Annotated in this window: 21 protein-coding genes; 8 read left to right on the plus strand and 13 right to left on the minus strand. The window is 71.7% G+C overall.

The genetic code is table 11. The features are described from left to right. Window positions 1-68 precede the first annotated feature (68 nt). From ACQEVC_RS28360 to ACQEVC_RS28375, 4 genes are all read right to left on the minus strand, one after another. Window positions 69-677 carry a flavodoxin family protein gene (locus ACQEVC_RS28360; protein ID WP_432883354.1) on the minus strand — a complete coding sequence of 203 codons (609 nt, stop codon included), beginning with the start codon at window positions 675-677 and terminating at the stop codon, window positions 69-71. Between the two features lie 159 nt (window positions 678-836). Further along, window positions 837-1,820 carry a molybdopterin-dependent oxidoreductase gene (locus ACQEVC_RS28365; protein ID WP_432883357.1) on the minus strand — a complete coding sequence of 328 codons (984 nt, stop codon included), beginning with the start codon at window positions 1,818-1,820 and terminating at the stop codon, window positions 837-839. A gap of 233 nt (window positions 1,821-2,053) precedes the next feature. Further along, window positions 2,054-2,854, minus strand: a complete 801-nt coding sequence (locus tag ACQEVC_RS28370) for an SDR family NAD(P)-dependent oxidoreductase (RefSeq protein ID WP_432883359.1) — start codon at window positions 2,852-2,854, stop codon at window positions 2,054-2,056. A gap of 191 nt (window positions 2,855-3,045) precedes the next feature. Beyond that, complete coding sequence (locus ACQEVC_RS28375) at window positions 3,046-4,230, minus strand: zinc-dependent alcohol dehydrogenase (RefSeq protein ID WP_432883361.1); 1,185 nt, start codon at window positions 4,228-4,230, stop codon at window positions 3,046-3,048. Between the two features lie 298 nt (window positions 4,231-4,528). Between ACQEVC_RS28375 and ACQEVC_RS28380 the strand changes: the two genes are divergently transcribed. The 4 genes from ACQEVC_RS28380 to ACQEVC_RS28395 all read left to right on the plus strand — a co-directional run bounded on the left by ACQEVC_RS28380 (window position 4,529) and on the right by ACQEVC_RS28395 (window position 8,314). Then, complete coding sequence (locus ACQEVC_RS28380) at window positions 4,529-5,872, plus strand: extracellular solute-binding protein (protein ID WP_432883364.1); 1,344 nt, start codon at window positions 4,529-4,531, stop codon at window positions 5,870-5,872. Window positions 5,873-5,879: 7 nt separating this feature from the next. Further along, window positions 5,880-6,863: a carbohydrate ABC transporter permease gene (locus tag ACQEVC_RS28385; RefSeq protein ID WP_432883366.1), complete on the plus strand. Its 984-nt coding sequence runs from the start codon at window positions 5,880-5,882 to the stop codon at window positions 6,861-6,863. After that, a complete protein-coding gene (locus ACQEVC_RS28390) occupies window positions 6,860-7,795 on the plus strand; it encodes a carbohydrate ABC transporter permease (RefSeq protein ID WP_432883368.1) in 936 nt (311 codons plus the stop codon). Before ACQEVC_RS28385 ends, ACQEVC_RS28390 begins: the two co-directional genes overlap by 4 nt. Before the next feature lie 102 nt (window positions 7,796-7,897). Beyond that, the gene (locus ACQEVC_RS28395; protein ID WP_432883371.1) at window positions 7,898-8,314 is read left to right on the plus strand and encodes a CBS domain-containing protein; all 417 of its coding nucleotides are present in this window, start codon (window positions 7,898-7,900) and stop codon (window positions 8,312-8,314) included. Window positions 8,315-8,537: 223 nt separating this feature from the next. Here the strand turns inward: ACQEVC_RS28395 and ACQEVC_RS28400 are convergent, their stop codons facing one another. After that, window positions 8,538-10,070 carry an FAD-dependent oxidoreductase gene (locus ACQEVC_RS28400; RefSeq protein WP_432883373.1) on the minus strand — a complete coding sequence of 511 codons (1,533 nt, stop codon included), beginning with the start codon at window positions 10,068-10,070 and terminating at the stop codon, window positions 8,538-8,540. A gap of 35 nt (window positions 10,071-10,105) precedes the next feature. Further along, window positions 10,106-10,633 carry a DUF6098 family protein gene (locus ACQEVC_RS28405; RefSeq protein WP_432883375.1) on the minus strand — a complete coding sequence of 176 codons (528 nt, stop codon included), beginning with the start codon at window positions 10,631-10,633 and terminating at the stop codon, window positions 10,106-10,108. 159 nt (window positions 10,634-10,792) lie between these two features. On the opposite strand from ACQEVC_RS28405, the gene ACQEVC_RS28410 reads away from it, so the two are divergent. After that, window positions 10,793-11,098, plus strand: a complete 306-nt coding sequence (locus ACQEVC_RS28410) for a hypothetical protein (protein ID WP_432883378.1) — start codon at window positions 10,793-10,795, stop codon at window positions 11,096-11,098. Window positions 11,099-11,336: 238 nt separating this feature from the next. On the opposite strand, the gene ACQEVC_RS28415 is transcribed toward ACQEVC_RS28410, so the two are convergent. The 4 genes from ACQEVC_RS28415 to ACQEVC_RS28430 form a co-directional block, all read right to left on the minus strand. Next, the gene (locus tag ACQEVC_RS28415; protein WP_432883380.1) at window positions 11,337-13,898 is read right to left on the minus strand and encodes a glycoside hydrolase family 65 protein; all 2,562 of its coding nucleotides are present in this window, start codon (window positions 13,896-13,898) and stop codon (window positions 11,337-11,339) included. After that, complete coding sequence (locus tag ACQEVC_RS28420; protein ID WP_432883383.1) at window positions 13,895-14,875, minus strand: PfkB family carbohydrate kinase; 981 nt, start codon at window positions 14,873-14,875, stop codon at window positions 13,895-13,897. The genes ACQEVC_RS28415 and ACQEVC_RS28420 overlap by 4 nt, the downstream gene beginning before the upstream one ends. A gap of 201 nt (window positions 14,876-15,076) precedes the next feature. Further along, window positions 15,077-15,415 carry an STAS domain-containing protein gene (locus tag ACQEVC_RS28425; RefSeq protein ID WP_432883384.1) on the minus strand — a complete coding sequence of 113 codons (339 nt, stop codon included), beginning with the start codon at window positions 15,413-15,415 and terminating at the stop codon, window positions 15,077-15,079. Between the two features lie 130 nt (window positions 15,416-15,545). Then, window positions 15,546-16,742, minus strand: a complete 1,197-nt coding sequence (locus ACQEVC_RS28430; protein ID WP_432883386.1) for an MFS transporter — start codon at window positions 16,740-16,742, stop codon at window positions 15,546-15,548. Window positions 16,743-16,747: 5 nt separating this feature from the next. Between ACQEVC_RS28430 and ACQEVC_RS28435 the strand changes: the two genes are divergently transcribed. Both ACQEVC_RS28435 and ACQEVC_RS28440 read left to right on the plus strand, forming a co-directional pair. Next, complete coding sequence (locus ACQEVC_RS28435) at window positions 16,748-17,278, plus strand: MarR family winged helix-turn-helix transcriptional regulator (protein WP_432883388.1); 531 nt, start codon at window positions 16,748-16,750, stop codon at window positions 17,276-17,278. A gap of 76 nt (window positions 17,279-17,354) precedes the next feature. Next, entirely contained in the window at window positions 17,355-19,130 is a 1,776-nt protein-coding gene (locus ACQEVC_RS28440; RefSeq protein WP_432883390.1) for a glycoside hydrolase family 15 protein, read from the plus strand. 186 nt (window positions 19,131-19,316) lie between these two features. On the opposite strand, the gene ACQEVC_RS28445 is transcribed toward ACQEVC_RS28440, so the two are convergent. The 3 genes from ACQEVC_RS28445 to ACQEVC_RS28455 all read right to left on the minus strand — a co-directional run bounded on the left by ACQEVC_RS28445 (window position 19,317) and on the right by ACQEVC_RS28455 (window position 21,706). Further along, complete coding sequence (locus ACQEVC_RS28445; protein ID WP_432883392.1) at window positions 19,317-20,279, minus strand: nucleoside hydrolase; 963 nt, start codon at window positions 20,277-20,279, stop codon at window positions 19,317-19,319. Window positions 20,280-20,527: 248 nt separating this feature from the next. Beyond that, the gene (locus ACQEVC_RS28450) at window positions 20,528-21,370 is read right to left on the minus strand and encodes a S1 family peptidase (protein ID WP_432883394.1); all 843 of its coding nucleotides are present in this window, start codon (window positions 21,368-21,370) and stop codon (window positions 20,528-20,530) included. Window positions 21,371-21,553: 183 nt separating this feature from the next. Beyond that, on the minus strand, window positions 21,554-21,706 hold the full coding sequence (locus tag ACQEVC_RS28455) for a hypothetical protein (protein WP_432883396.1): 153 nt from the start codon (window positions 21,704-21,706) through the stop codon (window positions 21,554-21,556). A 67-nt stretch (window positions 21,707-21,773) separates the two neighbouring features. Between ACQEVC_RS28455 and ACQEVC_RS28460 the strand changes: the two genes are divergently transcribed. Continuing rightward, window positions 21,774-21,941, plus strand: coding sequence for a hypothetical protein (locus ACQEVC_RS28460; protein WP_432883398.1), 168 nt, complete (start codon window positions 21,774-21,776; stop codon window positions 21,939-21,941). Window positions 21,942-21,962 lie beyond the last annotated feature (21 nt).

Genomic DNA, 21,962 nt, shown 5'->3' on the forward strand with positions numbered 1-21,962 from the left:
TGGGCCGTTGCCACCCACGGAAGGCTGTCGAGGCCGATCGGGTAGACGGCCGGCTCTGACCGTTCAGATCAGCTCGCCGGGTAGGGCTGTGCCGCCAGCAGATGCGCCAGGTGCGCGGCGTTGCGGGCGAGGGCGCTGGTCGCGCTGCCGGTGGTGTCCGGCTTCGGTCCGGCGTCCCGGTAGTCGGTGCCGCCCATGGCCTCGCCGACCCAGTAGGTGGATGCGGCGGCGGCGACGCTGAACCCGACGTCGTTGAGCGCCTGGAGTACCTCGGCGGTGACGTGGTGCGCACCGTCCTCGTTGCCGACGACGGCCACCGCGCCGACCTTGCCGTACGTCCGCAGCCGGCCCTGGTCGTCGGTCTCGGACAGTTCGGCGTCGAGACGTTCCAGCACCATCTTGCAGACGCTCGACGGCTGTCCCAGCCAGATGGGGGTCGCCACCACCAGGATCTGCGCGTCCATCAGCTTGGTGCGGATGGCCGGCCACTCGTCGCCGCCGCCTTCGTCGGTGGATACACCGAACTTCACCCTGTGGTCCACCACCCGGATCAGTTCGCCGTCCACGTCGTGGTCGGCCAGTGCGGTGAGCACCTCCCGGCCCAGCAGTTCGGCGCTGGACGGCGCGGGGGAGGGCTTGAGGGTGCAGCACAAAACGAGGGCACGGACGGTTCCCACAGGTCTGCTCCTGAACTCGATCTTATCGGCTGACCGGTGTCCTCCTACCCCGTACCGTGCGAGCCGAATCGTCCGATTCCACCCTCCCGGCCGGGTGGGGCGACGAAACCGTCGCCGTCGGCTATTCGGCGACGACGAGTGCCTGGGGGGCCGCCTGCTTCATCCGGGTACGCAGCCAGCCGAGCTGGACGCCGGTCTCGGCGGCGCAGGACCGGACGACCTCGAACAGGTCCCGGTCCCGGACGCGTCGAAGCCGAGGGTGTGCGCGGCGACGTAGTCCGGGTCGTACCAGCCGTTGCGGATCACCTCGCGAAGCAGGCCGTTGAGCAGCGCCAGATTGGTGCCGGGACGGATCGCCAGATGCAGGTCGGCCTCGCGGGCCACCGGGGTGGTCCGGGGGTCCACCGCCAGCATGGCCGGCGGATTGGGACCGCGGCGGCGGTCGAGCATCCGGGTCCAGAGCACCGCCTGGGTCTCCGCGACGTTGTGCCCCCACAGCGCCAGCGCGTCGCAGTGGTCCACGTCGCGGTACGAACCGGGTTGCCCGTCGGTGCCGAAACTGGCCTTCAACGCCGAGGCGGCAGTGGCGGTGCACAGTCGCGTGTTGCCGTCCATGTGCGGGGTGCCGATCCCCGCCTTGCCGATCACGCCCAACGTGTAGTAGTCCTCGAGGAAGAGCTGACCGCTGGTGTAGAAGCCGAAGTGACCCCATCCGCCCGGGCTGGCGAGCAACTCCCGGGAGCGGGCCACGATCCGGCCCATCGCGGTCTCCCAGTCGGTCTCCACCAGGTCGTCGCCGTCCCGGACCAACGGCCGCCGGAGCCGGTCGGGGTGGTTGTTCGCCTGCCAGCCGTAGAGGTCCTTCGGATCCAGCCGGCCGTGGTTGACCCGATCCGTCGCCCGGCCCCGCACTCCGACGATCCGGCCCCCGCGTACCGCGATCTCCATCGCGTCACCGTTGGAGTGCAGCACCGACGCCGACCGGACCCACCGCTCGACATCCTCCGCGGATACTCCTGGTTCGAGGAACATGTCGACCCGTACCGGCCAGGCCGGTTCCCCCGACGCCTGCCCGATCCCGCCGGCCTGCTGCGGCCCGTACGGTGTCCGGACGCCCCAAGGATCCGCGATGCGGTCGGTCACCTCAACCTCCACGGCCTGCTCGACCAGGTCGGGCCCGACCCCTCGTCGAGGGACGCCGAAACGGCCCGGCAGGTACAACTGTCTCCGCTACCCCGTCGCCGGCGGACGAAACCGCCAGTCGGTGGCGTCGCGATCGGTGGCTGGACCGCGCGCACCCGACCGGTGACGGCCGGGCGTGCGGGGCGGCGGCGCCCGGCCGGGGCGCTGCCGGGTGGGCCGGGTCGTCGGGCGGCTCAGCCGGCGGCGGAGCCGGGCCTGGCCTGCCTGCCGTGCAGCTCGGCCTTGACCCGCTCGGGGGTCAGCTTGGCCGCGCCGGCCAACATCCGGTTGCGCACCGAACCGGCGACGACGTGGTCCCTGCCGGCCATCATGGCCTCGAATCCGTGCCGGGCCACCTCGGCCGGGTCGTCCTTCGGGCCGGCGCCGAGCCTGGTGTCGCCCATGTCGGCCCGCGCGAAGAACTCGGTGTCGGTGGGGCCCGGCATCAGCGCGGTCACCGTGACACCGGAATCCTTGAGTTCGTTGTGCAGCGCCTCCGAGAACGACAGGAGGAACGCCTTGGACGCCGCGTATCCGGCCTCGAACGGTCCCGGCTGGGTGGCGGCGATCGACGAGGTGAACATGACGCGTCCGGCGCCCCGCGCGACCATCGGCGGTATCCCGAGCTTGGCCAGATGCACCGACGACCGCACGTTGAGGTCGATCAGCCGCAGTTCGTCGGCGAGGTCCGTCTCGGCGAACCTGCCGCTGAGGCCGATACCGGCGTTGATCACCAGGGCGTCGAGCGGGCGGCCCGTCGCGGTGACCCGGTCGTACGCCCGCTGCACCCCTGCGGGTGTGGCCAGGTCGGCCTGGACGGGCTCGACGGTGACGCCCAGCGCCTCGACGTCCCGGGCGGCCGGGCCGATGCCGTCGTCCTCCGCGACGACGACCAGGTCGAAGCCGTGCCGGGCGAACTCCTTCGCCAACTCGTAGCCGATGCCGCTGGAGGCGCCGGTGACCAGCGCGAGCGGCCGGCCGGAGGTGTCGGTCATCTCGGGTGCTCCTTGTGGAGTCGAAGGAGTGCCTCCTCGGCGGAGGAGTGCTCCCTGCCGGGCCGGGAGGAACGGCGGCCGGCTGGCCGGCCGCGCGGTCCGCGGTGAGGTTGCCCTTCATGCCCCGCCGGCCCGGGGCTAAACCAGACCAGACCCGGCACCCGGCGTCGCGCGGGTGGCACCGCCGCCCGTTACGGCGCCAGCACCACCTTGATGCAGCCGTCCGTCTTCTTCTGGAACATCTCGTAGCCTTCGGCCGCACGCCGCAGCGGCAGTCGGTGGGTACGGAGATCCTCGACGCCGAGCGGATCGTCGTCCCTCTCCAGCAGCGGCATGATCTCGTCGGTCCAGCGGCGTACGTGTGCCTGGCCCATCCGCACCTGGACGCCGCGGTCGAACATCTCCAGCAACGGCATCGGGTCGAGTTCACCGCCGTAGACGCCGGAGAGGGAGACGGTACCGCCACGGCGTACCGACTTGACCGCGGCGTGCAGGACGCTGAGCCGGTCCACCCCGAACCGGTCGTTCATGGCTCGGGCCACCCCGTCCGGCAGCAGTCCCACCGTGGTCTGGGCGAGCTTGCCCCAGGGTGAGCCGTGCGACTCCATCCCGACCGCGTCGATCACGGCGTCGGGGCCACGGCCGTCGACCAGGTCGATGAGGGTGCCCGGCACGTCGTCCAGTTCGGTGACGTCGACGGTCTCCACGCCGTGCCGCCGGGCCATCGCCAGCCGTTCGGGCACGAGATCGAGACCGATGACCCGGGCGGCGCCGAGATGGCGGCCGACGCGGGCGCAGAGTTGTCCGACCGGACCCAGCCCGAAGACGGCGAGCGTGCCGCCCGGCGGTACGTCGGCGTACCGCACCGCCTGCCAGGCGGTCGGCAGGATGTCGGAGAGATAGAGGTACCGCTCGTCCGCTCCCGTTGCCGGCACCTTGACCGGCCCGAACTGCGCGTAGGGGACCCGCAGGTACTCGGCCTGGCCGCCGGGTACCGAGCCGTAGAGGGAGGTGTAGCCGAACAGGGCCGCGCCCTTGCCCTCGGACCGGACCTGGGTCGTCTCACACTGGGCGTAGAGCTGGCGCTCGCACATCCAGCACGAACCGCAGGAGATGTTGAACGGCACCACCACCCGATCTCCCGGACGGAGCCGGTCCACCGCCGGCCCCACCTCCTCGACGACGCCCATCGTCTCGTGTCCCAGGATGTCGCCCGGTTTCAGATAGGCGCCGAGTACCTCGTAGAGATGCAGGTCGGAGCCGCAGATGGCGGTCGAGGTGACCCGGATGACCGCGTCGGTCGGCTCCTCGACCCGGGGATCCGGCACCTCCGTCACCCGCACGTCGCGCTTGCCCTGCCAGGTCAACGCCTTCACTGGTTCCGCCTCCCGTCGGCATACTGATGCCAGAACTGCTACCCGGGTGTGTGCTGCGTCAATCGGCGTGGCGCCGCGCCTTCCCGGGACGCCGGTGACGCCGCAGGTCCCGACTGACTCGACGCTGCCAGCACATCGCGGAAAGTCACCGGACGTCGGGGCCGGTCCGCTCCACCGACGGCAGATGGCGCAGATCACGCCGCAACGACGGACCGAGCGTTTCAACCGGACGGCCGGGTGGAAGTAGTCACCCGCTGCGTTGCCCGGGTCGGCCGGAGACGCGGGGAGGGGGCACACCATGCGGAGGAAGTCAGGCTCGGCGGCACTGTTGGCGCTGGTCCTCGGCGTCGCCGGTTGTGGCGGGGTCGGCGGCACCGGCGACGACGGCGGCACAGGCGGATCCGGCCGGCTCACCACTCTCGGGTTCAGCTTCTCCGACGAGATCGCCACCAGCCGGGTCGACGCGTTCAAGCAAGCCCACCCGGAGATCACGGTGGAGGTCACCGAGGGCGGTTTCGACGAGCAGCAGTTCCTCTCGGCCGTCGCCGACGGGAATCCGCCCGATCTCGTCTATCTGGACCGGAAGCTGATCGGCACGTACGCCACCCGGGGCGCGATCACGCCGCTCACCGGGTGCGTCGAGAAGCACGACGTCGACCTCGACCAGTACCGGCCGGCGGCGCGCGAGCAGGTGACCCTGGACGGCGTCCTGTACGGCATCCCCGAGTTCTACAGCGTCCGCGTCGTCTACCTGGACGAGGCCGTACTCCGGCAGGCCGGGCTGACTCCCGACCAGGTCGACCTGGCGAACTGGGCCGACCTTCCGGCCCTGGCCGACCGGCTGGCCCGGGTCTCGGACGGCCGCCTTACCCGGATCGGCATCGACCCGAAGATTCCCGAGTTCCTGCCGATGTGGGCCAAGGCCAACGGGGCCGACCTGTTGTCCGCCGACGGGCGGACCGCCCGACTCGACGACCCGCTGGTGCTCGAAGCCCTTCAGACCGCGCTCGGGCTGCTCCAGCGGCAGACCGGCTGGGACAGGTTCAAGGGCTTCCGGGACACCTTCGACTTCTTCGGCCCCGACAGCCCGTTGGCCCGGCACCAGCTCGGCGTCTGGCCGATGGAGGACTGGTTCCTCAACCAGGTGGCCAAGAACACCCCGGACGCACAACTGGTGGTCAAGCCGTTCGTCGACCGGCAGGGCAACCCGCTCAGCCTGGTCAGCGGCCAGGCCTGGGCGATCCCCAAGGGCGCGAAGAACCCCGAGGCCGCCTGCGAGTTCGCCAAGCAGATGACCGCGACCGACACCTGGGTGGCGGCGGCGAAGGCGCGGGTCGGGGCCCGGCAGGCCAGCGGAGCGCCGTTCACCGGCCTCTACACCGGTAACGCGGAGGCGGACCGCCGGATCATGTCGGAGGTGTACCGCCCCAGCGGCAACCCCCGGTTCGACAACGCCGTCCAGACCATCCTCTCGGTGCAGGAGCACGCCTTCGCCATTCCGGCGTCCCGGGCCGGTGCGGAGTTCGACAAGGCGTGGATGGACGCGGTCAACCGGGTCCTGTCCGGCCAGAGTGACCCGGCGGGGGCGCTGCGCCGGGCGCAGTCCGAGGCGACCGCCGCGCTGGACCGGGCCGCGAAGTAGCCCGACGATGGCGATCAGCACCGTCGATGTCGCGGCCGCCGACCGGTCCGGCGGGACCGGCGTACCCCGGCGGCGCCGCCGGACGAACCCGCTGGCCCGGCACGAGACGCGCTGGGCGTACGTCTTCATCGCGCCCTGGCTGCTCGGCCTCCTGGTCTTCCAGGCCGGCCCGATGCTGGCCAGCCTCTGGCTCAGCCTGACCGAGTACGACGTGGTCAGCGCGCCGACCTGGACGGGTCTGGACAACTACCGGCGGATCGCCGAGGACCCGATGGTGCGACGCAGCCTCACCAACACGCTGTACTACACGGTGCTGCACGTGCCGCTGACGATGGCGGTGTCGCTCGGCCTGGCGATGCTGCTGCTGCGGGTCGGCCGGCTCCAGGGCTTCTTCCGGACGGTCTTCTATCTCCCGGTGATGACCCCGGCGGTGGCGATCGGGGTGCTCTTCCTGCTGCTGCTCAACACCCAGGACGGCCTCGTCAACCGGGGCCTGGCGGCCATCGGTGTCGACGGCCCGGCCTGGACCACCGACCCGGACTGGGTGATGCCGGGAATCGTTCTGATGAGCCTCTGGAGCCTCGGCTCGACCGTGGTGATCTACCTCGCCGCACTACAGAACGTGCCACGCGACCTGTACGAGGCGGCGAGCATCGACGGCGCCGGAGCGTGGGCGCGCTTCCGGAACGTGACCGTGCCGATGATCTCGGGGGCGCTCTTCTTCACGCTGGTCGTCAACACGATCGCCTCGATCCAGATGTTCACCGAGGTCTACACGATGTACTTCGGCAACCGGGAGACGCAGAAGACGTTCAACTCCGACGCCGCCACGTTCTACGTGATCCGGCTCTTCCAGGAGGCGTTCCAGTTCCTGCACATGGGCTACGCCTCGGCAATGGCCTGGCTGCTGTTCCTGGTGATCCTCGCCATCACGGCCGTGCAGGTACGGCTCTCCCGGCGGTTCGTCTACTACGAGGGGTGGGACCGGTGAGCGAGACCGTGTTCCGGGCCGGCGACGCTCCGGTGGTACCGCCGGCCGTTCCGCCACCGCTGTCACCGGACCCGGCCGGGCCGCCCCGGCGCCGGCCGGCGGATCGGCCGTGGTGGCGGCGGCTGCCGTTCGTACTCGCGCTGGTCGCCGTGGCGACGCTGTTCATGTTTCCGTTCGGCTGGCTCGTCAGTGCCTCGCTGCGCCCCCGCGAGTACGTCTTCTCCGCCAGCTTCCTGCCGCTGCCGTGGCGCCCGGAGAACTATTCCGCGGCCTGGTCGGCGATACCGCTGGTGAGCTGGCTGTTCAACAGCCTGCTGGTCGGGGTCGCCGCGGCGGCGGCGGTCACCGTCTCCAGTGCCTGGATCGCGTTCGGCTTCGCCTACTTCCGGTTCCCGGGCCGGAACCTCCTGTTCGGCCTGGTCCTCGCCACCATGATGCTCCCGTTCGCGGTCACCATGATCCCGACCTACCTGATCTGGTCGGAACTGCGCCTCACCGGTACCCAGGTGCCGCTCTGGGCCGGCAACCTCTTCGGGTCGGCGTTCTACATCTTCCTCATCCGGCAGTTCCTGCTCTCCCTGCCGAGGGAGTACTTCGAGGCGGCCCGGGTCGACGGCGCCAGCTATCCCCAACTCTTCTGGCGGCTGGCGTTCCCGCTGATCCGGCCGGCTCTGCTGGTCGCGTTCGTCTTCGAGTTCAAGGCGAGCTGGACCGACCTGATCAAGCCGCTGATCTATCTCCGCGACGAGGAGCTGTACACCCTGCCCAGAGGGCTGAAGGTCCTGCTGGACCGGTTCGGGTACGGCGGCGAACAACAGTGGGAGATCGTCCTCGCCGGCAGCGTCATCGCCACCGTACCGATGATCATCCTGTTCTTCCTGGCCCAACGACACTTCGTCGAGGGCATCGCCACCACCGGCCGCAAGGGCTGACGACGACGAAGAATCGCCTGCTCTCGATGCCGCGACGGGCATCGAATCCCGGGCTTCTGGGTAGAAGGCTCGCAAGGCCGTCCGTAGAGAAGGTGATTGGGTATGACAACCGCACGGGAGATCATGACGCCGAACCCGACCTGTGTCGGCGAAGGCGAGGACATGTTGACCGCCGCCCGCCGGATGTCGGAGCTCGGCGTGGGTTCGATGCCGATCTGCGGCAGCGACAACCGGCTCAAGGGCATGCTCACCGACCGCGACATCGTGGTGAAGGTACTCGCCCAGGGGCGGGATCCGCGCAGTGTGACGGCGGGAGAACTCGCCCAGGGCAAGCCGGTGACCATCGGGGCCGACGACGACGCCGAGGAGATCCTGCGGACGATGGGCAGCCACCAGGTACGCCGGCTCCCGGTGATCGACGGGCACGACCTCGTCGGAGTGGTGGCCGTGGCCGACGTCGCGCGAGCCCTGCCGGACCGTCCCGTCGGTGACCTGGTCGACGCCATCTCGCAGCACTGAACCCGACAGCAGAACGCCGGGCGGTACGGCGGATCCGGCTCGCTCCCATCCGGGCTCGACGGTACCGGCACCGTCGAGCCCGGTTGGCATCTCCGAGCGGCGAGCCGGTCTGCGGCGACGCGCGGCCCGGGGGCGTCGAGGAGACGTCGACGCACCGGACGGGTGGGGCCGGACACGACGACCGGGAGTGGACACCCGGGGCTGGTGCTGAGGTGGGCGGGCGTCAGGTCCCGACATCGCCCGCGGGCGGCAGTGGTGTGCTGGCCGGCCCGTGCAGTACGGCGCCGTCGACGTCGAAACGGGAACCGTGGCACGGGCAGTCCCAGGTCTTCTCGACATCGTTGAACGCGACGACGCAGCCCAGGTGGGTGCAGGTCGCCGAGACCGGGTGCAGGTCGCCGGAGTCGTCACGGTAGACCGCGCACCGCCGCCCGCCCATCCGGATCACGGCCCCGTCACCGGGTGCGAGCTGCTCGGGGGAGTCGGCAAAGCTGGCCGGTCGCAACCGGTCACCGACGAACCGCCTGGCGACCTCGGCCGCGGCTTTGACCAGGGGCACCGCCTCGACCACGGGACGCAGGCGACGTGGGTCGTACAGCGTGCTCCAGGGCGGCGGATCCGTTCCGTCGATGAGAGCGGTCAGCAGCCGGCCGGCCAGTACTCCGTTGGTCATTCCCCAGGCGTTGAAGCCGGTCGCCACGTAGACGTGCGAGGCGCCCGGGTGCAGCAGACCGATGTAGGGGATCCGGTCGGTGCTGGTGTTGTCCTGAGCCGCCCAGTGGTACGCCAGCGAGTCGACCGGGAAGTGCTCACCGGTCCAGTCGGCGAGTCTGTCCAGGCGCTCGCGCACTCCCGGCGTTCCGGGTTGGAACGACTCGCCGGTCACGATGAGCAGCCGGCGCCCGTCGCCGTACGGCGCGGTACGGACCGAACGGGTGTTCTCCTCCGGCGTGACGTACATCCCGGCCGGGTCGTCACCGGCGTCGATGACGGCGGCGACCACCAGTTCCCGGTGTGGTACCAGCCGGGTGAACAGGCCCGCCCGGTCGAAGATCGGGTAGTGGGTCGCGACCACGACGTCCCGGGCCGTCACCGTGGCACCGCTCTCGGTGCCGAGCCGGCACGGTTCGCCCTCGGTCAGGTCGACGACGCGGGTGCGCTCGAAGATGCGCCCGCCCCGGCGGACGAGGTCGGCGGTCAGCCCGAGCAGGTAACGGCGGGGATGGAACTGGGCCTGCCGGTCGACGCGGATGGCGGCACCGATCGGGTACGGCAGCCCGGACTCGGTGACCAGCGACGCCGGCAGGCCGGCGAGACGTGCCGCCTGGACCTCGGCCTCGATCTGGCCGCGTTTCTCCTCGGGCAGGTAGGTGTAGGCGGGCAGCCGCTCCAGGTCGCAGTCGATGCCCAGTTCGAGGGCTGTCGCGGCGACGTGCTCGATGGCGTCGAGTTGGGACGCCGCATACCAGCGCGCGGCCTGCTCGTCGATTTTCGTCCGCAGGTGGGCGTAGACGAGCCCGTGCTGGGCGGTCAGCTTCGCGGTCGTGTAGCCGGTGACCCCGGCGGCGATCCGGTCGGCCTCGAGGACCGCGACCGCAGCCCCGGTCCGGGCCAACTCCCAGGCCGTGCAGAGGCCCGCGATACCGCCGCCGATCACCGCCACGTCGACCTCGACGTCGTCGGCCAGCGCGGCGAACGAGGTCGCCGCGGTCGAATCCATCCAGTACGACTCCGCCGAGCCCGGTTCGTGCACCATGTCGTCGCTATACCCGCACCCGCTGACCGCCACGCTCACGGCGCGGCGCCCAGTTCCCACCCTCGCCGCTCGTCCTCGCCGTCCTGATCCGCGCGGTGCAACGGACCCCATTCGTCGGAGCGTTGTCCCCGGATCGCCAGGTCGGCCTCGCGGAGTGCCTTCTCGCCCACCCACGCGACCGGTCGGCGGCAGATCACCAGCGGTTCGTTGTCCGGTCCCCGTCCGCACTCCTGGCCGGTCAGGACCCAGGGGGAGGCTCCCGGGCCGCGGAGTTCCCGGACATGGCAGTAGTCGTAGAGACGCCGGGCGACCCAGAGATACCGCGAGCGGTCGCCCCACCACGGCTCGACCCGCAGCGGGTTGGCGGACAGGCCCGGCAGTGGCACGCCGGTGAGCGCGTCCCGGCTGGTCTGCCGGGACGCACCCCGACCGACGTGGTCGGCGTCCGGGCCGTGGGACCACCGCACGTACAGTTCCTCGTCCGCCGGCGCCTGCCGCACCAGTTCGGCCAACTGACAAAGATCCTCGATCAGGTACATCCCTGCGGTCGCCTGCTGATCCATGCCGTCCCTCTGCCCCGGCATTGGCCAGGTCATTCCTGGTTCGCCGAGCGGTGCCGTCGTGCGCCGGCCGGGCCGGCGCCAACCGGAATGGCGGCCGGCCGCTCCGCCGGTCGGAGCGTGGGGCGAGTGAACGGATCCGGCGCTGGGTAGTGGGCAGTCATGACGACACGTGACGACGCGATCCTGATCGGCGGCCCGCACGGCGAGAGCCTCGTCGCGGCCGGCGACGCCGGACTTGTCGAACTGGAGCTCGACGGACTGATCCACCGGTACATCCGGACCACCGCGACGAGGGAAGTCGGCGGCGGCACGTACCGGGTCTACAACTACGACGGGGAGGTGGCGCCGGACGGCGGGAGTTCGGGCTCGGAGAACGCCCGGGACCGGGTGGCCTCTCCGCTGGCCGCAGGCCAGGCCACCGAGCTTCCTTCCAGCCGGGACGACCTGTCCGGCTCCCGCTCCTAGCCCTCCGCGTCCTCGCCGCCGTCCGGGCCGCCGCCGGTCCTCCTTCGCAGATCCAGGCGGTCCGGACGGCGGCGGCGCGCCCGCTTCACCCCGGGTGCCGGGGTCGCCGCCCCATTCGCCGGCCGGAGCCTTCGGCCTCATCCGTGTACCGGAGCCTTCCTCATCCGTGTGCTGGAGCCTTCGGCCTCATCCGTGTGCCGGGGCCTTCGGCCTCATTCGTGTGCGGGAGCCTTCGGCCTCATCCGTGTGCCGGAGGCTCCGGACCGGGCTGAGCCGGTGGCGGCCCGGGCTCACCAACACCGGACCGGGCCGCCCGGATGGCGGTCACCGGCTGCCCGGCAGGCCGGCGTCGGGGAGCCCGACCGGGCGGTGCGGCGGGTTCCGGGCCGGGGTGGGGGAGTTCCGGCAGCGGCAGGCGACGGGGGTGGCGCGGTCGGAGGTGTACCCGCGTCCCGTGGTGGCGTAGCCGGATCCCGTGCTCGTCGGTACCCTCCCGCAGCAGGTACGTCGCGGTGTCCCCGGTCACCGTGACCCGAAGCCGGCGGCCCCGCCAGCGGAGCGAGAACTCCAGCCGGGTCAGTGCCGCCGGCAGCCGAGGCGCGAACGCGAGTTCGTCGCCGCCGTCCCGGAGCCCGCCAAAGCCCGTCACCAGGGCCAGCCAGACGCCGGCGAGGGCGGCGATGTGCAGGCCGTCGCGGCTCTGCCCGGCGAGACCGTGCAGGTCCTGTAGGGCCGACTCGGCGAGGTGGGCGTAGCCGAGTTCGAGGTGCCCGAGTTCGGCGGCGAGGATCGCCTGCGCGCTCGCCGACAGCGACGAGTCGCCGACCGTACGACGCTGGTAGTAGGCGAAGTTGCGGGCCTTTTGCTTCGGGGTGAACAGCTCACCGCAGTGCTGCATCGCCAGTACGACGTCGGCCTGCTTGATCACCTGTCGGCGGTAGAGCTCCAGATAGGGGTAGTGCAGCAGCAGCGGGTACTCGTCGGCCGGGGCGCCGGCGAAGTCCCACTCCTCGAGCGCGGTGAACCCGGCGCACTGCTGGTGCACCTCCCGCCCGGCGTCGTACGGAAGGTGCATCGCCTCGGCGGCCGCCCGCCAGGCGTCCAGCTCCGCCTGCTCGACGCCGAGTTGCCGGGCCCGGTCCGGCAGCAGTTCGGCCGCCGCGACGGCGCCGAGCAGGTTGCGCCGGGCCATGACGTTGGTGAACAGGTTGTCGTTGCCGAGCGCGGTGTACTCGTCCGGCCCGGTGACACCGTCGATGTGGAAGCCGCCCGCGTCGTCGAAGTGGCCAACCCGGTTCCAGAGCCGGGCCGTCTCGACCAGCAGTTCCAGCCCGGCGTCCCGGAGGAGGGCACGGTCGTCGGTGACGGCGACGTACCGCAGCACGGCCGCGGCGATGTCGGCGTTGACGTGCAGCGCCGCCGTCCCGGCCGGCCAGTACCCCGAGCACTCCCGTCCGTCGATGGTCCGCCACGGAAAGGCCGCACCGGCCAGCCGCAGCTCGCCGGCCCGCTCCCGGGCCCGGTCGAGGGTGGCATGCCGCCAGCGCAGCGCCGCCGCGGCGGCGTCCGGCCGCAGGTAGCTGAGGACCGGCAGCACGAACGTCTCGGCGTCCCACATGGTGTGACCGTCGTATCCGTTGCCGGTCAGTCCCTTGGCCGGCAGCGGGCGCTCACCCGCCCGGGCGCTGGCCTGCAACAGGTGGAAGAGCGCGAACCGTACGGCCTGCTGGAGCTGCGGATCGCCGTCGACGACCACGTCCGCGTCGGCCCAGAAACCGTCCAGGTAGCCCCGCTGGTCGGCGCGGAGTGCAGTCCAGCCGCCTCGTGCCGCCTCCTCGACCGCCGTTCCCGCCTCGGCGACCAGTTCGTCGAGCGGTCGCTGCCCGGACCAGGCGTACCCGACCAGCTTCGTCACCCGGAGTCGCTGCCCCGGCGGGAGCCGGGTCTCGACGGCGACCCGCACCAGATCCGGGCCGGTGGCCACGTCGACCTCCGCTCCCGCCACGTCGACCTCCGCTCCCGCCACGTCGACCTCCGCTCCCGCCACGTCGAGCAGGTGCGTGACGGCGGCGACGATCCGTTGCCCGCTGCGCCGTGTCCGGTGCGCCAGGACGCCACCGAGGCCGTCGGTCAGGTGCCGCTCCGGCAGCAGGGGCCGTTCGAGGACCGTCGGCGCTCTCGGGTCGTCGGTGTCCCGCTCGGGCAGTGCCGGGTTGGCCCGAAGCTCCGAGTGCAGCCGGATCCGTACCGGCCGGTCGGTGGCGACGACCTCGTAGCGGATCGCCAGCACCGCGGGGTGGACGAAGGAGACCAGCCGGGTGCTGGCTACCCGCACCGCCGCACCGGACGGGGCGGTCCAGCCGAACGACCGTCGAAGGGTGCCGTCACGCAGGTCCAGGATCCGTTCGTGCCGGTCCGTGCCCTCGGCCGCCGGGTCTACCGGGTGGCCGTCCACGAACAGCCGGAACCGGGTCCCCTCCGGCGCACCGACCAGCACCTGGTTCCGGTCCGGAAAGGCGTAGCCGCGCTCCGGGTAGGTCAGCTCGCATTCCTCGTAGCACGAGTTGAGGTAGCTGCCCGGGGTGCTGCTGGCCCCGCCCTCCTCCAGCACGCCACGGACGCCGAGCCGGCCGTTGGCCAGCGCGAAGACGGACTCCAGGTCGGCCAGCGCCGTGTGGTCGAGGCCGTCCTCGCGGACCTGCCAGGTCGACGCATCCGGATCCGGGTGCCCGGTCCGGGCTCGTGGTATCGATATCGTCGGCTGCCGCTCCCCGCTGGTGGGCCCGGTGTCGACGCTCACGCCTCGCCGCCGATCAGCCGATCGTCACCCGGTTCGGGAGCGGGGTCCGCCAGTCGCTTCCGTACCGCGGCGCCGCCGAGCGCGGGGCGGCCGCCGGGATGCCCGACACTGGCCCCGGCGGCGGCCACCGCGTACCGGGCCGCGTCCGGCGGCGGGTCACCGCGCAGCAGTGCCACGGTGAGCGCGGCGGTCAGCGCGTCTCCCGCGCCGGTGGTGTCCACGACCGTCTCCTCGGTGAGCGGCACCAGCAGATGCCCCCGGCCCCAGCGACGGTCGTCCCAGACGAAGAGGTTTCCCGCCGGCCCGAGGCCGAGCACGACCAGGTCCGGGCCGGCGCGGAGGAGCCGCTCGGCAGCGGCACGGACCCGATCCGGGTCGTCGGCGGAGACGCCGGTCAGCAACTCGGTCTCCCGGTCGTCCGCCCGTAGCACGTCGGCGGCTGCCAGCAGCGGCTGGCGGTGCTCGTCGTCGGCCGGCGCGCCGTCGAGCACGAGCAGCCGGCCCGCCTCCCGGGCGAGCCGCGCCGCCGCCAGCGCCGCCGGTGGTGGCTGCTGGAGCTGCACCAGTACGCCGTCGGCGGCGAACGCCTCCGCCGCCTCCCGCACGTCCGCCTCGGTCAGCAGCATGTCGTCGGGCAGGTGTTGCAGGTAGCGCCAGCCTCCCTCGGCGTCCAGCGCCTCCACGATCAACCCCGTGTCCGCCCCGACCCGGCGGCGTACCCACGACACGTCGACACCGTCCCGGCGCGCCTGCGCCAACAGGTCCGCACCGACCCGGTCGTCGCCGGCCACGGCGAGCAGGATCGGACGGGCGCCGAGCTGGGCCAGCGCCACCGCCTGGTTGGCGCCCTTGCCGCCGAGCATCTCGCGGCGGCACCGGACGTCGGCGGCACTGCCGGCCGGTGGCATCCGGTCGACCACCAGTACGAGATCGCGGGCCAGTTGTCCGACCACCAGAACCTGCGGGACAGCGCTCACGGACCTTCAGCTACCCAGAACCGACCCGCGCTACTCGGCCGGGCGTCACGACCGGCGGCCGGCCCGTGCTGCGGTACCGCGTCGGACGAAGCACATCGGGGGGCCGTTGGCGAAGCCGGAGCTGCCGCCGGACGACGGCCATCGCCGCGTCCGGCGGTCCTGGCTGACCTGAAGGGCCGACCGTCTGCCCGGTGCGTGGTCTCAGGTGCCGTCGCTCATGACGGAGAGCAGACCGGTCAATTCCAGGACCCGGCGAACGTTTCTCTGGCAGTTCACCACGTTCAGACCGGCGTCCTGTTTGATCGCGCGGTTGTAGGCGTGCACGAGTGTGGCGATACCGCTGGAGTCCAGGAAGGTGACACCGGCCAGGTCGACCGTGAGTTTGTCGGGCTTCTGGTCCAGCAGTTCGTCCAGACAGTCTCGTAGGTTGTCGGCGGTGCTCATGTCCACCTCGCCGTCGGCTGCCAGCCGGATCCCGATGCCGTCGCGCACCACCGTCAAGGACAGGACGGCCGCGGTGGAATCGAGTTCCGGGGACATCTCCCGCCTTCCGTCCGTCATCGCATCATAATGACACCTGCGGCGGCCCGCGAGGCGCAGGTCGGCGCTGGTCGGCCGATCTGGTCCCACACCCGGACCCACGATGCGGGACCCCGGCATCGTCATTCGATCATGACGGCGCCCCTCGGATGTCCGAATGTGACGATCGGTAACATTCACGTCCGGTCGCGGCCTCAAGGCCCGCACGCTGCCGGTAGGCGAGCGCGAAGCCGGCAATCAGGGTGGTGGACACGAGCAGGAACGCGGCCCTGGTGCCGAACTGGTCGTTGACCAGTCCACTGCTGGCCGAACCTGCCGCCACCCCGAGTTGGCCGGCGGTCTGCTGCCAGCCATAGCTCTCCGCGCTCCGGTGCGGCGGCACGGTCCGGACCATGAGTTCGTCGGTGGTGGCGAGCCACGGCGCCAGCGCGAGGCCGAAAGCCAGCAGGGCGAGGCCCATCTGAGGCACGGTGCGGGGCAACAGCAGCGTGCCGGAGGTGAGCGCCAGTGCCGCCAGCAGGGCCAGGTAGCTGACCACGAGGCCACCGGTGCGACCCCGTTTCACCAGCAGCAGCCCACCCAGCAGGCTCGCGGCCGACCAGACGGAGACCAGCAGCCCGGTCTGGTTCGGACGGCCGTGTTCCGTGGCGAAGGCGGGTAGGAGCACCCACATGGCGCCCATCCCGACCATGTACGCGAAATGCACTCCGACCAGCGTGAGTACGGCCACCCGCGCCGGCCCCGTCCAGGCCCGGGCGCCCGGCTCCTCGCGGCTGCCGCAGGGTGGGATGATCGCGGCGTCGAGGAGCAGTGCGATGGTGCCGACCGCGGTGAACGCCAGCAGTGCTGCGGCCGGACCGACGTAGCCGAGGATCACCGTCACGGCCAGCGGGCCGGCGACGTACAGCAACTCCTGCCCGACCGCGTTGAGCGCGTAGGCGCGACTGAGCGCGGGGGCGGGCACCAGGGTCGGCAGGATCGCGCGGCTGCTGCTGGTGACCGGAGGCGTGGCCAGCCCGGCCACGGCGGCGAGGGTGAGGTAGCCGGCCGGGCTGGCGGCGAAACTGAGCCCGATCAGTGCCGAGGCGTGCAGCATCCCGAAGCCGAGCAGGACTCTCCGATGCCCCAGCCGGGCGAGCAGCCGGCCGGCCAGCGGGGCGCTGATGGCGAGGCCGACGCCGCAGGCGGCGCCAGCGGCGCCGGCGACGGCGTAGCTACCGCTGATGTGGTGACCGAGCAGCACGACCAGTAGTTGTCGCAGGGCGATCGGTAGCTGGGCCAGGTTGGTCGCGGCGATGACGGCAAGGCTGCGACGCGGTAGATTCATGAGTTATGAATGTTCCCGCCGACGACGCGTCAAACCTGCTCGGCGCGCTGAGTCTGCTGATCGAAGGCACGGTCCGGGCAGCCGTGACCGCCGAAGCGGGAGCCGCCGGGGCACTGCCCGAGGCGCTGGTAGTGGTCAAGGACCAGCCGGGAGCCACCGCGGAGTGGCTCGGCCAGGTCCTCGGCCTCTCCCAGCCGGGGACCGCACACCTCGTCCGCCGCCTCGTCCAGTCGGGCTGGATCGAGCGACGACCCGGCAGCGACGCCCGCAGCTACCGCCTGCACCTCACCGCCGCCGGACTGCGGATCGCCGAACAGGTACTGCGGGCCCGACGCCAGGTCCTGACCGAGTTGCTCACTCCGTTGTCCGCCGAGCAGCGCCGGCAGTTGACCGACATCGCCACGGCCCTGCTGCGGCCGCAGCCGGCCGACGAGCGGTGCCTGGCCCGGCTGTGCCGGCTCTGCGATCGGTCGGCGTGCCCGGAGTGCCCGGTCTACGCGGGATACACGGATCGCGGGCCGGACAACTCCGGGTAGCCGACCCCACGGCGGGCGCGCCGACGGCTCGGCCCCGCTGAAGTGCTAACCCCAGCAAATCGGGTATTCGCGCGGAATGTCCGAGGCCGCCATCGCCGACTACGGTCTGCTGTCCGACTGCGCGTCGGCGGCGTTGGTCAGCCGGCACGGCTCGGTCGACTGGTGGTGCCCGGGCCGGTTCGACGCGCCGTCGGTGTTCGGCCGGCTGCTGGACCCGGACGCCGGACACTGGACCCTCTGCCCGGTGCCCGGGTCGGACCCGCGGACGGAGCGGGCGTACGTCGACGGTTCGCTGGTGCTGCGGACCGTGCACCGTACCGGCACCGGCAGCGTCGCGGTAACCGAAGCGCTGTTGGCGGAGCCCGGGGTGCATGCACACGACCTTGGACGGGATTCCCCGATGGTGCTGGCCCGGGTCGTCGAAGGACTCACCGGCACGGTACGGATGTGCTGCGAGTACGTCCCGAGACCGGAATACGGGCTGATAGTTCCGTACCTGCACTGCCGCGACGGGCAGGTATTCACCACCGCCGGTCCGCTGGCCCTGGCCCTGCGCGCCCCGGTGCCGCTGGACTGCGCGCGCGGGCGGGCGGTTGGCGAGTTCGACGTCGCCGCCGGTCAGGTGTTCGGCTTCGACCTCGCGACCGCGACGGCCTACGGCCCGCCGCCACGGCGGCTGGATCCGGTACCGGCGCTGCGGGACACCGTCGAGTCGTGGCGGGCGGGGGAGGACCTGCACCGGTACGACGGCCGTTACCGCGACCTCGTACGGCAACACGCGTTGATCGTGCAGGGCCTGACCTACCGGCCCAGCGGGGCGGTGGTCGCCGCCGTCACCACGTCCCTGCCGGAGCGGCTCGGCGGCACCGACAACTACGACTACCGCTACGCCTGGCTGCGGGACTTCTTCCTGACCATGCGGGCGCTCTGGGTCACCGCCTGCCCCGAGGAGACCGGCCGGCTCTTCGACTGGGCAGCCCGCTCGGCCGGTCGCACCGGTGACGAACCCGTGCCGGTCATGTACGGGGTGACCGGCGAGCGGAACCTGGCCGAGTACTCCCTCGACCATCTGCGCGGCTACGCCGGCAGTCGGCCGGTCAGAGTCGGCAACGGCGCCTGGCAGCAGCGGCAGCACGACGTGCCCGGCGAGGTACTGCTCTGCGCGTACCTGCTCCGCGACCGACTCGGCGACGTCACCGAGGAGCTACGGGCGCTGCTGGTCGGCCTGGCCGAGCAGGCCACGCACTGGCGGGAACCGGACGCCGGCATGTGGGAGGAACGCGGCTCCGGACGGCACTACCTCGCGTCGAAGGCGATGTGCTGGGGCGCGCTGGACAGCGCGGTGAAGATTGCGCCGCTCCTCGGCCCGCGCGCCGATCCCCAGCGGTGGGCCGCCGTCCGCGACGAGATCCGGCGCACGGTGCTGCGCGACGGCTGGAACGAGCGCGTCGGTGCCTACACCGGAACCATCGGATCGTCGGAACTGGATGCCTCCGTGCTGGTCCTGCCGGCCTCGGGCATGGTCGCGGCCACCGATCCGCAGATGCGGGCCACCATCGAGGCCATCGCGACAGGCCTGACGACCGATGGACTGGTCCGGCGCTGGCCCGACGATCCGGCCGGCTTCGTCATCTGCACCTTCTGGTTGGTCGAGTGCCTGGCGATGGCCGGCGAGACCGAACGGGCCGCCGCACTCTTCGAACGCACCGCCGCCCGCGCCAACGACCTCGGGCTGTTCGCCGAACAGATCGACCCGCGCACCGGCGCGCACCTCGGCAACACCCCGCTGGCGCTGTCCCACGTCGGTCTCATCGCAGCCGCCTGGCGGCTCACCAAGCCCACCTTCATCTGAGCCCGCCTGACCGCCTCCGGGAAGTGCGCCGGCAACCGGCGCGCGCGCCTCCTCCGGGACCCTTCGGCGCTCGGACGGCACGGTCGTCACCGGCGGCACGCCGGTGACGCCAGCCGTTCGACCGCGCCGATCACCAACTTCCAGAACGCCTCGACGTCCGGGTGCCCAGCCGTTCGACCGCGCCGATCACCAACTTCCAGAACGCCTCGACGTCCGGGTGCCCAGCCGTTCGACCGCGCCGATCACCAACCCCCAGAACGCCTCGACGTCCAGGTGCAGCGCCACGTTGGCGTTGTCCGGCGTGGCGGTCCGGTGGTGCAGGTCGACCACGGTCGCGCCCCGGGTGTGTGTCCCGGCCAGTTCCACCGCGACCGGCGCCGGTACGCAGGCGACGATCGACGGGTCTATCACCCGGGCAACGGCGATCGGATCGTGCAGCGGCGGATCGGCCAGCCCGAACACGTTCTGGTACGTCGCCGCGAAGAACGTCATGAGGTCGATGCAGATCCGTGCCAGGTCGGTGTCGAGCCGCCGGAATCTCGCGATGACGTCCGGCGTCACCAGGGCCTGGTGCGTGATGTTCAGTCCGCACATCGTCACCGGCAGGCCGGAACGCAGCACGATCTGGGCGGCCTCCGGATCCACCACCACGTTGAACTCACCGTACGGCGTGACGTTCCCGCGTCCGGTCGAGCCACCCATGAACACGATTTCGCGGATCTTCGGCGCTACCTCGGGGTGGTCCCGCAGCAGCGTCGCGATGTTGGTGAGCGGCCCGGTGGGGACGAGCGTGACGGGTTCCGGATGATCGAGCAGGATCCGGCGGATCAGCGCGACGGCGTGCTCGTCGAGGACCGGCACCGTCGGTTCGCCCAGGGTCGGGCCGTCGAGCCCACTCGCCCCGTGGATCTCGGGCGCCACCCGCAGCTCGCCGGCGAGCGGCCCGGCGCACCCGGCGGCGATCGGCACGTCGGTGATGCCGGCGGCGGTGCAGATCCGCCGCGCGTTCACCGTGGTCTTGTCGAGGGTCTGGTTGCCGGCGACCGTGGTGATGGCGAGCAGGTCGATCCGGGGGTCGGCCGCGGCCAGCAGGAGGGCCAGCGCATCGTCATGGCCCGGGTCACAGTCGAGGATCACCGGAGTGGTCACGGAACACAACCCGCTTCCGAGGTCGACGACAGCGGTTCGCCCAACCGTACGGCACGGCGCGCCGCTCGCCGGCTCCGGCCGGCGCGGAGTGGGAATCGAGGGTCAACGAACGGTTGGCGATGCCGCGGCCAGGCCGGAGCCGGAGACCGGCTCGGTGGCTCCTTCGGGACGACTACGCTGACAGTCGCCTTCGACTGTCTCGCGGGATTCTGTGCTCAGGCTGGCGTGCTCTCGGTGCGGGGAGAAGGTCAGGGGATGGTGACGCCGTACGCGGCCAGGATCTCCATGATCGGCTGGTAGTACGTCGTCCCACCGGTGGTGCAGTTGCCGCTGCCCCCGGAGAGGATGCCCAGGATGGTGCCGGTCGACGCGGAGTAGAGCGGGCCGCCGCTGTCGCCCGGCTCGGCGCAGATGTTGGTGCGGATGAGCCCGAAGACGCTGCCCTCGGCGTAGTTCACGGTCTGGTTGAGGCCGGTTACCGTGCCGCAGCGCACGCCGGTGGTGGCTCCACTGCGGCAGACGGCCTGACCGACGTACGCGTTACCGGCGCCGGTGATCGGCAGCAGTTGCGGGTAGGTGTAGACCGCGCTGGGATGGCTGACCGTACCGGTGTAGCGCACGATGCCGTAGTCGTTGCCGGGGAAGCTGCTGCCGGTGTTGGGGCCGAGCGGGATCGTCCGGCTGCCGTCGGCGTACCAGGTCGAGGCGACGCGGGTGCAGTGCCCGGCGGTGACGAAGTAGTACGTGCCGCTGGCGCGTACGTTGGCGCCGAGGGAGCAGCGGCCGGCGCCGCCGTAGATGGCCTCTCCACCGGCGATGAGTAGGCGTAGGCGGCCGGGTTCCCGGCGGAACACCGCTCCGGAGCGCTCGGCGACGACGCGCAGTGCGCGGGCCTGGGCGTTGTCGACCGACTCGTCGACGGTGAGCGTGGTCCGGCCGGTCGCCGGGTCGACACCCCAGGCGGTTCCGGCGGTCTGTACCTCGGCCACGGTGGCCGGACCGGGCGAGGATCTGCCGTGCTCGCGTGCGGTGGCCGGGGCGGCGGGCAGCAGTGCGGTGAGCGTGAGGACGAGGACCGGTACGAGGCGCATCCCGCAACCCCCGACTGTCGACTGTCGATGTACTGCCAGGATCCGTCCTCGCCGCTGTGGTTTCAAGCCCTCGGCGCGGGATCCGGGCGTTGATGGTGGGTACGGACCAGCGGTGTCGGGCCGGCCGGGGCAAGGTCGACGCGTCCAGGTCGTCCCGGCGGGCCATGCCGAGCCGGGGTCCGCTCATCGCGGCCCGGCGGCTCGTCGCAGCCAGTCGGCCCACTCGTCGGCCTCCTCCAGCCGGGCGAACCCGTTCAGCGCCGCGGCAGCCAGCCCGGTCGGCAGCGGACCGGGGTCGCGTAGCTCCCGCCACTGGGCCAGGTCGAGCTCCAACACTCGGACGCCGGGCAGATCCCCGATCCGGTGCAGGTCACTCGCTCGAACCTGTGACCGAGGGATGCGGGTGACGTCGGGGGAGTGGCCGACGACGATTCTGGTGACCCACAGTTGGCCTGCTCTTCAGCGCCGGTGGGCGGAGCGGTTCATCGGGCCGAACCAGCTCAGCGGCGGCGCCGAGCGGGTGGTCGGCGCCGCGCTCGTCTTCGCGGACCGGCGGTTCCCCGGCCGCTGATCTCGTACGCCGCAACGACCG

Origin of the sequence: Plantactinospora sp. CA-294935 (assembly GCF_050936445.1) — a bacterium.
GTDB lineage: Bacteria > Actinomycetota > Actinomycetes > Mycobacteriales > Micromonosporaceae > Plantactinospora.